This window comes from Streptomyces sp. SP17BM10 (assembly GCF_036322405.1).
Taxonomy (GTDB): domain Bacteria; phylum Actinomycetota; class Actinomycetes; order Streptomycetales; family Streptomycetaceae; genus Kitasatospora.
In genome coordinates, this window is record NZ_JAQYXB010000573.1 from 1 (window position 1) to 11,521 (window position 11,521).

General features: G+C 77.1%; 1 protein-coding gene. It reads left to right on the top strand.

Features of this window, described 5'->3' with window-relative positions:
* Positions 1-11,458 (top strand): type I polyketide synthase (locus PUR71_RS16195; protein ID WP_329927688.1); only part of this gene is annotated, 11,458 nt, incomplete at its 5' end.
* Positions 11,459-11,521 lie beyond the last annotated feature (63 nt).

Consider the following 11,521-nt stretch of genomic DNA (forward strand, 5'->3'; position numbering starts at 1 on the left):
CACCGAGGCCGCCGCCGTCCTCGGCCACGCCTCACCGCAGGCCGTCGCCGCCGACCGGGACTTCCACGACCTCGGCATCGACTCCCTCACGGCACTCGAACTGCGCAACCGCCTGACCGCCGTCACCGGCCTGCGCCTGCCGGCCACCCTGGTCTTCGACCACCCGACCCCCGCCGCCATCGCCGACCTCGTGCTCGCGGAGGTGCTCGGCCAGCACGAAGGGCCGGCGGCCCCGGCCGCGGCGGCCGTCGCCACCGCCGACGACCCGATCGCGATCGTCGGCATGGCCTGCCGCCTGCCCGGCGGGATCGGCACGCCCGAGGAGCTGTGGGCACTGGTCGCCGAGGGCCGCGAGGGCATCTCCGACTTCCCGACCGACCGCGGCTGGGACCTCGACACCCTGCTCGGCGGCGGCCCCGGCGACCGGGGGCGCAGCGCCACCGCCAAGGGCGGCTTCCTGTACGGGGTGGCCGACTTCGACGCGGCGTTCTTCGGCATCTCGCCGCGCGAGGCCCTCGCCATGGACCCGCAGCAGCGGCTCCTGCTGGAGACCTCCTGGGAGGCCGTCGAGCGCGCGGGCATCGACCCGACGGCGCTGCGCGGCAGCCGGACCGGCGTCTTCGTCGGCACCGGGGGCCAGGACTACCTGACGCTCGTCATGAACGCGCAGGAGGACATCGAGGGTCACGCGAGCACCGGCCTGGCCGCGAGCGTGGTCTCCGGCCGGATCTCCTACACGTTCGGCCTGGAGGGCCCGGCGGTCACCGTCGACACGGCGTGCTCCTCCTCGCTGGTGGCGATGCACCTGGCCGCGCAGTCGCTGCGCAGCGGCGAGTGCACGCTCGCCCTGGCCGGCGGCGTCACGGTGATGTCGTCCTCGCTCGGCTTCCCGGGCTTCACCCGGCAGGGCGGACTGGCTCCGGACGGGCGCTGCAAGGCGTTCGCGGACGGCGCCGACGGCACCGGCTGGTCGGAGGGCGCGGGCGTCCTGGTGCTGGAGCGCCTCTCGGACGCGCGCCGCAACGGGCACCCCGTCCTCGCGGTCGTGCGCGGCAGCGCCGTCAACCAGGACGGCGCCTCCAACGGTCTCACGGCCCCCAACGGGCCGTCCCAGCAGCGTGTCATCCGCCAGGCCCTCGCCAACGCGCGTCTCTCGGCGGCGGAGGTCGACTTCGTCGAGGGCCACGGCACGGGCACCACCCTGGGCGACCCGATCGAGGCTCAGGCCCTCCTCGCCACCTACGGGCAGGACCGCGAACGGCCGCTCCTGCTCGGCTCGCTGAAGTCCAACATCGGCCACACCCAGGCCGCGGCCGGCGCGGCCGGCGTGATCAAGGCCGTGCTGTCGATGCGGCACGGCGTGTTGCCCCGCACGCTGCACGTGGACGCACCGTCCTCGCACGTCGACTGGTCGGCCGGTGACGTCCGGCTGCTCACGCGGGCGGAGGAGTGGCCGGAGACCGGGCGGCCGCGCCGGGCGGGCGTGTCGGCCTTCGGGATCAGCGGCACCAACGCGCACGTGATCGTCGAGCAGGCCCCGCCGGCCGAGGCCGGCGGGGCGGAGCCGTCGGTGGCGCCGGGCGTCGTGCCGTGGGTGCTGGCGGGAAAGTCGGAGGCCGCGCTCGACGCGCAGCTCGCTCGGCTCGGCGGCCTGGACGCCCCGCCCGTGGACGTCGGCCTGTCGCTGGCCGCCGGGCGGTCGCGCTTCGCGCACCGGGCGGTGCTGCTGGACGGCGCGGAGGTGGCGCGCGGCGTCGCCGACGGCGAGCGCAGGACGGCGCTGCTGTTCTCCGGGCAGGGTGCCCAACGCCTCGGCATGGGGCAGGAGTTGTACGGTCGCTTCCCCGTGTTCGCGGAAGCCTTCGACGCGGTCTGCGCGCAGTTCGACCTGCCCGTCCGCGAGGTCGCGTGGGGCTCGGACGAGGAGGCGATCAACCGGACGGAGTACGCCCAGGCCGGGTTGTTCGCCGTCGAGGTGGCGCTCTACCGGCTCCTCGAATCCCTGGGCCTGCGGCCGGACTTCGTCGCCGGCCACTCGATCGGCGAGATCGCGGCCGCCCACGCGGCCGGGGTGTTCAGCCTGGCCGACGCCTGCGCCCTGGTGGCCGCTCGCGGGCGGCTGATGCAGGCGCTCCCGTCGGGCGGCGCGATGCTGGCGGTGCAGGCGTCGGAGGAGGAACTCCGGCCGCTGCTGGGCGAGTTCGTGTCGATCGCCGCCGTCAACGGCCCGACCTCCGTCGTCGTCTCGGGTGCCGAGGAGGCCGTCGCACAGATCGAGGCGCACTTCGCCGACCGGCGGACCACGCGGCTCAAGGTCTCCCACGCCTTCCACTCCCCGCTGATGGACCCGATGCTGGAGGACTTCCGCGAGGTCCTCAAGGGGCTGACCTACCAGTCCCCTTCGCTCCCGCTGGTCTCCAACCTCACCGGCGAGCTCGGCAGCGAGGAGTTCACCACCCCCGACTACTGGGTGCGCCACGTCCGCGAGGCCGTCCGCTTCGCCGACGGGATCCGCGTGCTGCACGCCGCCGGTGCGACCGACTTCCTGGAGCTCGGCCCCGATGCGGCCCTGTCCCCGGCGGTCCGGCAATGCCTGGCGGACGCCCCGGCGGCCGTCGTCGAGCCGGCCGTCCGCCGAGGCCGCCCCGAGGAGGCCGCGCTGCTGACCGCGCTCGCCCGCCTCCACGTCGTCGGCGTGCCCGTCGACTGGGCGCGCCTGTTCGACGGCACCGGCGCCCGGCGCGCCGACCTGCCGACCTACGCCTTCCAGCGCGAGCGCTACTGGCCGCAGACGCACGCCCCGGCCGGTGGACGCCCCGGCGCCGCCGCGCCGGACGACCCGCTGGACGCCCGCTTCTGGGCCGCCGTCGAGGGCGAGGACCTGGACGCGCTCGCCGCCGACCTCGCCGTGGACGGCGACGCGCTCGGCGCGGTGCTCCCGGCCCTGTCCGCCTGGCGGCGCCACCACCGCGACCAGTCGCTCCTCGACGCCCTGCGCTTCCACGAGTCCTGGCGCGCGCTGCCGGGCGGCTCGACGGCCCGGCCCTCCGGCCCGTGGCTGGTGGTGACGCCGGCCGCGGACGGCGACGAGGCGTGGACGGAAGCGGTCTGCGAGTCCGTCGGACCGGACGCCCTGTGCCTGTCCGTGCCCACGTCGGAGCGCGCCGAGCTCGCCACGCTCCTGCGCGGACTGCCCTCCACCGGCCGCCCGTTCACCGGCGTCCTGTCCCTCCTCGCGCTCGGCCGGGGTACCGACCCGGCCGCCGCGACCCTCGGCCTCCTCCAGGCCCTGCGCGACGCGGACCTCACCGCGCCGCTGTGGTGCCTGACGCGCGGCGCGGTCGCCGTGGCCCGCACCGAGGCGCCGGCCGCGCCCGAGCAGGCCGCCGTGTGGGGCCTCGGCCGGGTCGCCGCGCTGGAGCACCCCCAGCAGTGGGGCGGCCTCGTCGACCTGCCCGAGGCGCCCGACCGGTCCGCGGTGCGCCGCCTGGCCGCCGTGCTCGCCGGTACGGACGGCGAGGACCAGATCGCGATCCGCACCGCCGCCGTCCACGCCCGCCGCCTGGTCCCGGCCCCGGCGGGCGCGCCGGACGCCGGCTGGACGCCGGGGGAGACCCCCGGCACCGTGCTGATCACCGGCGGCACCGGCGGCCGGGGCGCGGCCGTGGCCCGGCAACTCGCCGCCGCGGGCGCGACCCACCTGCTGCTGGCGAGCCGCCGCGGGCCGGACGCCCCCGGCGCCGCCGACCTCGCCGAGGAGCTGAGCGGCCTGGGCGTCGGCGTGACGATCGCCTCCTGTGACGTCGCCGACCGCGCCGACCTCGCCGCCCTGCTGGCCACGGTCCCCGCCGACGCCCCGCTCACCGCCGTCGTCCACGCGGCGGGCACGGTCGACGACGGCGTCCTCGACGACCTGACGCCCGAGCGCCTCGCCGCCGTCCACCGGGTCCGTGCCGGGGCCGCCCGCCACCTGGACGAGCTGACCCGCGGTCTCGCCCTGACGGCCTTCGTGCTCTGCTCCTCCGTCGCGGGCGCCGTCGGCACCCCCGGCCGCGCGACCCTCGCCGCCCCGGCCGCCGTCCTGGACGCGCTCGCCCAGCGCCGCCGCGCCGAGGGCCTGCCCGCGACCTCCGTCGCCTGGGGCGCCTGGGTCGGCGCCGAGTACACAGCACCGGCCGGGGACGACAGCCGCACCCAGCGCGCCGCCGTGCCCGCCCTGCACCCCGAGCTCGCCCTGGCCGCGCTGCGCCAGGCCGTCACCCGTCCGGCGCCCGCACTCGTGCTGCTCGACCTGACGCAGCCGCAGGTCCTGGAGAGCCTGGTGGGCCTGCGCGGCAACCCGCTGCTGCGCGACCTCCCCGCCGCCCGGCCCGCCCTGGAGGCCGCCGCCGCGGCCCGCCGCGACTACGCGACCGCCGCCTCCGAGCTCACCGGCCGTCTGCGTGCCCTCACCCCGGCCGAGCGCACCGCCCTGCTCACCGACCTGGTCCGCACCCACGTCGCCGCCGTGCTCGGCTACGCCGACCGCTCCGCCGTCGCCCCGGACCGCAAGTTCCGCGACCTCGGCTTCGACTCGCTGACCGCCGTCGAACTGCCCGCCCGCCTCGGCGCGGCCACCGGCCTCAAGCTCCCGGTCACCTCCGTCTACGACTACCCGACCGCCCAGGCCCTCGCCGAACACCTCCTGGCCGAGCTCCTCGACAGCCCCGCCGACCCGCTGCCGCCCGCTGCGCGGGCCGCGGCCGACGACACCGACCCGATCGCGATCGTCGGCATGGCCTGCCGCCTGCCCGGCGGGGTCACCTCGCCCGACGAGCTGTGGCGCCTGGTCTGCGAGGGCGGCGACGGCATCGCCGGCTTCCCCGAGGACCGCGGCTGGGACCTGCGGACCCTGCTCGTCGGCGACCGCGACGGCCGGGGCCGCAGCGCCACCCTGGAAGGCGGCTTCATCGACGCCGTCGCCGACTTCGACGCCTCCTTCTTCGGCATCTCGCCGCGCGAGGCCCTCGCCATGGACCCCCAGCAGCGCCTCCTCCTGGAGACGTCCTGGGAGGCCCTGGAGCGCGCCGGGGTCGACCCGCAGAAGCTCGGCGGCAGCCGCACCGGCGTCTTCGTCGGCACCAACGGCCTCGACTACGCGACGCTCATGACGACCTCGCGCGAGGACATCGGCGGCCACGCCGGCACCGGCCTCGCGTCGAGCGTGCTGTCCGGCCGCATCTCCTACACCCTCGGCCTGGAGGGCCCGGCCGTCACCGTCGACACCGCGTGCTCGTCCTCCCTGGTCGCCCTGCACTGGGCCGCCCAGGCGCTGCGGGGCGGCGAGTGCGGACTCGCGCTCGCCGGCGGCGTGACGGTGATGACCACACCGGTGAGCTTCGCCGGCTTCACCGTCCAGAACGGCCTCGCCGCCGACGGCCGCTGCAAGGCCTACTCGGACGCCGCCGACGGCACCAACTGGTCCGAGGGCGTCGGCATGGTCGTCCTGGAGCGGCTGTCCGACGCGCGCCGCAACGGGCACCCGGTGCTCGCGATCGTGCGCGGCAGCGCCGTCAACCAGGACGGCGCCTCCAACGGCATCACCGCGCCCAACGGCCCGTCCCAGCAGCGCGTCATCCGCCAGGCCCTCGCGAGCGCCGGACTGACGCCCGCCGAGGTCGACGCCGTCGAGGGCCACGGCACCGGCACCGCCCTCGGCGACCCGATCGAGGCCCAGGCGCTCCTGGCCACCTACGGCCGCCACCGCGAACGGCCGCTGCTGCTCGGCTCGCTGAAGTCCAACATCGGCCACACCCAGGCCGCCGCCGGCGTCGCGGGCGTGATCAAGACCGTGCTCGCCATGCGCCACGGCGTGCTGCCGAAGTCCCTGCACATCGACCGGCCGTCCACCGTCGTGGACTGGACGGCGGGCTCGATCGACCTGCTCACCGAGGCCCGGCCGTGGCCCGAGGTCGACCGGCCCTGGCGCGCCGGGGTGTCCTCGTTCGGGATCAGCGGCACCAACGCGCACCTGATCCTCGAACAGGCGCCCGCCGTGACCGAGCGCACCGACGACCAGCGGGTGCTGCCCGCCGTCGTCCCGTGGGTGCTCTCCGGCCGCTCCGAGGACGCGCTGGAGACCCACCTCGCCCGCGCCCGCGCCCTCGAACTCTCCCCGCTGGACATCGGGTACTCGCTCGCCGCCGGACGCTCCGCCTTCGAGCACCGGGCCGTGCTGCTCGCCTGCAGCGAGGGGCTGACCGAGGTCGCCCGCGGCGTCGCGGCCGACCGCTCGACGGCCTTCCTGTTCTCCGGCCAGGGTTCGCAGCGCCTCGGCATGGGCCGGGAGCTGTACGCGCGCTTCCCGGTGTTCGCGGACGCCTTCGACACGGTCTGCGCGGTGCTGGACGAGCACCTGGAACAGCCGCTGCGCGCGGTCGTGTGGGGCGAGGACGCGGAGCTGCTGAACCGGACCGCGTACGCCCAGGCGGCGCTGTTCGCGGTCGAGGTGGCGCTCTACCGGCTCGTCGAATCCCTGGGCCTGCGGCCGGACTTCGTCGCCGGCCACTCGATCGGCGAGATCGCGGCGGCGCACGTCGCCGGGGTGTTCCCGCTCGGCGACGCGTGCGCCCTGGTGGCGGCCCGCGGGCGGCTGATGCAGGCGCTCCCGTCGGGTGGCACGATGCTGGCGGTGCAGGCGACGGAGGAGGAAGTCCGGCCGCTGCTGGGCGAGTTCGTGTCGATCGCGGCCGTCAACGGCCCGACCTCCGTCGTCGTCTCGGGTACCGAGGAGGCCGTCGCACAGATCGAGGCGCACTTCGCCGATCGACGGACCACGCGGCTCAAGGTCTCCCACGCCTTCCACTCCCCGCTGATGGACCCGATGCTGGAGGACTTCCGCGAGGTCCTCGACGGCCTGTCCTACAGCGCGCCCTCGATCCCGCTGGTCTCCAACCTGACCGGCGCCCTGGGCGGGGAGTTCACCACCCCCGACTACTGGGTGCGCCACGTCCGCGAGGCCGTCCGCTTCGCCGACGGCGTCCGCGCCCTGCGCGAGGCCGGAGCCACCGCCTTCCTCGAACTCGGCCCCGACGGCGTCCTCACCGCCCTCGCCGAGCAGAGCCTCGGCGACGACACGGTCGACTGCGTGCGCGCCGCCGCCCTGCGCAAGGACCGCGCCGACGAGCGGACCCTGCTCACCGCCCTCGCCGCGCTCCACGCGGCCGGCGTCCCGGTCGACTGGGCGGCCCTGTTCGACGGCACCGGCGCCCGCCGGGTCGACCTGCCCACCTACGCCTTCGACCACCGCCGCTACTGGCCGCGCCCGGCCGCCCTCTCCGGCGACGTCGCCTCCGTCGGCCTCGTCCCCGCCGACCACCCGCTGCTGGGCGCCGCCGTCCCGCTCGCCGACGACACCGACGGCGTGCTGTTCACCAGCCGCCTCGCCCTGCGCGTCCACCCGTGGCTGCTCGACCACCGGATCGGCGGGCGGCTCGCCTTCCCCGCCGCCGCGTTCGTCGAACTGGCCGTCCGGGCCGGTGACCAGGTCGGTTGCGGCAGGATCGCGGAGCTCACGCTCGGCGACCCGCTCCCGCTCGCCGAGGACGACGAACCCGTCGTGCAGGTGCGCGTCGGCGCGCCCGACGACACCGGCGCCCGCCCGGTGACCTGCTACGCCCGCCCCGGCGACGCCGCCCCCGACGAGCCGTGGACGCGCTGCGCCACCGGCACCCTCGTGCCCCAGGAGGCCGACCTGCCGGACTACGCCCAGGCGGCCTGGCCGCCGGCCGGCGCACTCGCCGTCGACCTGGACGGCTTCTACCGCGAGCCCGGGCGCGGACCGGCGTTCCGGGGCCTGCGCGCCGCGTGGCTGCGCGGCGAGGAAGTGTTCGCGGAGGTCGAGCTGGACGGCGAACCCGCCGACGACGCCCGCTACTTCGGCCTCCACCCGGCCCTGCTCGACGCCGCCCTGCACGCCGCCGTGCTGATCGGCGTCGGCACCGAGGAGCAGCTGCCGCAGCCCCAGGCCTGGCAGGGCGTGGCCCTGCACGCCGGGGGAGCGGCCGCCCTGCGGGTGCGCGTCGCCCGCCTCGGCGAGGACACGGTGTCCGTCACCGCCACCGACCCGGCGGGCGGCGCGGTGCTGACGGTCGGCTCGGTCGCCCTGCGCGCCCCGCAGGCCACCGCGGCCGCCGCCCGCACCGGCCGCGACCCGCTGTTCCGGATCGAGTGGGTCCCCGCCCCGGCCGCGCCGCCGGCCGCCACGGCGCCGAGCTGCACCGCCCTCGGCCGGGACGCCTACGGCACGGGCTCCTCGGTCGCGACCCTCGCCGACCTCGGCCGCCAGGCGCCCGACCTCGTCCTGGTCGCCCTGGACGGCCCGGCCGGCGATGTTCCCGAGGCCGTCCACGCGCACACCGCGCGCGTGCTCGCCCTCGTCCAGGAGTGGCTGGCCGACGACCGCGCCGCCGCCTCCCGGCTGGTGTTCGTGACCCGGGGCGCCGTCCGGGCCGCCGACGGCGAGACCGTCCGCGACCTGCCCGGCGGCGCCGCCTGGGGCCTGGCCCGCACGGCGAACTCCGAGCACCCCGGCCGCTTCGCCCTGCTCGACGTCGAGCGGACGGAGGACGTGGCCGCCGTGCTGGCGCTGCTGCCCGGCCTGCTGGCCGACGGCGAGGCCCAGTTCGCCGTCCGCGGCGGCGCGCTGCGGGTCGGCCGGCTGGCCCGGCTCGCGGACGCACCGGGGCTGCTGCCCCCGGCCGGCACGCCCTGGGTCCTGGACGGCCGACTGCCCGACGACCTGGCGCTGGTGCCCAGCCCCGAGGCGGCCGAGCCGCCCGCGGCCGGGCAGGTGGCCGTCGCCGTGAAGGCCGCAGCGGTTCACGCACACGGCACCGGCGCGGCCGGCGTGGTGACGGCGGTCGGTGACGGCGTGCCGGACCTGCGACCCGGCGACGAGGTGTTCGGCGTGCTGCCGGCCGGGCCGAAGGCGATCGCCGACCGGCGCCTGCTGGCCCCGGTGCCCGACGGCTGGCCCCTCGGGGCCGCCGCCGCGCTGGCCGCCGACTTCGTCCCCGCGTGGCAGGCCCTCGGCGGCTCCGACGCCGCCCGGGCCGGCCTGACCGTCCACGTCCACGCCACCGCCGTCGGACCGGCCACCGCCGCCGTCGAACTCGCCCTGCGCCTGGGCGCCGACGTCTCGGCCACGGCCCCCGACGGCCTGCGCGACGCCCTGCTCGGCCACGGCCTGCCGCCCGAGCGGCTCACCGGCCGCGCGGCGGCGGGCACCGGCCTCGTCCTCGACGACGAGGCCTTCGCCCAGCTCCCCGCACCGGACGCCGACCAGACCGCGGCGATCCTCGCGGAGCTCGCCGCCCTGGCCGGCAGCGGTGCGCTCACCGCGCCGCCGGTCGCCGCGCACGACATCCGCGACGCCCGCACCGCGCTCGCCCCCCAGGCGCCCGCCACCCGGACCGTCCTCACGATGCCCGTCGAGCGCGACCCCGACGGCACCGTCCTGATCACCGGCGGCACCGGCGCCCTCGGCCGCCACCTCGCCCGGCGCCTGGCCGTCACCGGCGCCCGCCACCTGCTGCTCACCAGCCGCCGCGGACCGGACGCGCCCGGCGCGGCCGAACTCCTCGCCGACCTGGCGGCCCTCGGCGCCGAGGCCCGCGTCGTCGCCTGCGACACCGCCGACCGCGCCGCCACCGAGGCACTGCTCGCCGGCATCCCCGCCGAACACCCGCTCACCGCCGTCATCCACACGGCCGGTGTGCTGGACGACGGCATCGTCACCGCGCTCACCCCCGAGCGCCTGTCCGCCGTCCTGCGGCCCAAGGTCGACGCCGTCTGGCAGCTCCACGAGCTCACCCGCGACCTCGACCTCGCCCAGTTCGCCGTCTTCTCGTCCATCGCGGGCGTCATGGGCAGCCCCGGCCAGGGCAACTACGCCGCGGCCAACGCCTTCCTGGACACCCTGGTCGACCACCGCAGGTCGCTCGGCCTCGCCGGCACCTCGCTCGCCTGGGGCCCGTGGGCCCAGGAGGCGGGCATGACCAGCGAGCTCAGCGAGACCGACATGCGGCGCATGCAGTCCGGCGGCATCCCGCCGCTCTCCGTCGAGCAGGGCCTCGCCCTGTTCGAGGCCGCCCTCGGCTCCGCCGAACCGCTGGTCATCCCGATGGGCCTGGCCGCCGGGGGCATGCGCCCCCAGGGCGACGTGCCGCCGCTGTTCCGCGGACTCGTCCGCGCGGCCCGGCGCACCGCCTCCGGTGGCGGCACGAGCGGCGCCGACGCGGCCGCCGACTTCACCCGGCAGCTGCTCGACCTGGGCGAGCGCGACCGCATGCACTACCTCGTCGACACCGTCCGCGCCGAAGCCGCCGCCGTCCTCGGCCACGCCTCCCCGGAGGCCGTCGACGCCGAACGCGACTTCTACGAGCTCGGGTTCGACTCGCTCACCGCCGTCGAGCTGCGCAACCGGATCGCCGCCGTCACCGGCCTGCGGATGCCCGCCACCGTCGTCTTCGACAGCCGCTCGCCCGTCGAGCTCGCCACCTGGATCCGCAGCGAACTCGCCAACCAGGCCACCGAGGACGGCGAGGGCGGCTCGGTGCTCGGCGCCGGCACCGAGCCCGAACTCGACTCCCTGGAGCGGCTGTTCACCGACGCCCTGGCCAACGGCAAGGTGCCCGAGGCCCAACGCATGCTCGCCACCGTCGCGGCCCTGCGCCCCACCTTCGAGGCGACCGCCGAACTGGAGGACCTGCCCTGGGCGACCCGCCTCGCCGAGGGGCCCCGCCCGACCCGGCTGATCTGCGTCAGCGCGCCGACGGCCAACGCGGGCGTGCACCAGTACTCCCGGCTCGCCGCCCACTTCCGCGGCGAGCGCGAGGTGTCGGCGCTCCCGCTGGTCGGCTTCGCCACCGGCGAGCGGCTGCCCGCCACCCCCGAGGTCGCCACCCGGGTGATCGCCGAGAGCGCCCTGCGCGCCAGCGACGGCCACCCGTTCGTCCTCGCCGGCCACTCCTCCGGCGGGTCCTTCGCCTACGCCGCGGCCGGCCTGCTGGAGCACACCTGGGGCATCCGCCCGGCCGGCGTCGTCCTCTTCGACACGCTGAGCTTCCAGCACAACGCCGACGAGGGCACCGACTACACCGGCATGATGCGGCTCAACTTCACCGGCGCCGACTCGCCGGTGCGGCTGACCAACTCCCGCCTGTCCGCCATGGGCCGCTGGATGGTCCTCCTCAACCGCCTGGAGGTCCACCACACCACGGCCCCCGTCCTGCTCGTCACCTGCGACCGCGCCCTGACCGGCGTCGACGAGGCCCCCATCGAGCAGCGGGCCCAGGCCGAACCGCTCGTGCCGGGCGCCCAGGTGAGGGGAGTCGACGCCGACCACCTGTCGATGATCCGCGAGGACTCGGCCCTGACCGCCGAGATCGTCGAGGAGTGGCTGCGCGGCCGGGAGTAGCCGCAGACGCACGGACGGGCGTGCCGGGCACCTCACGGTGCCGGGCACGCCCGTCCGTGCGTC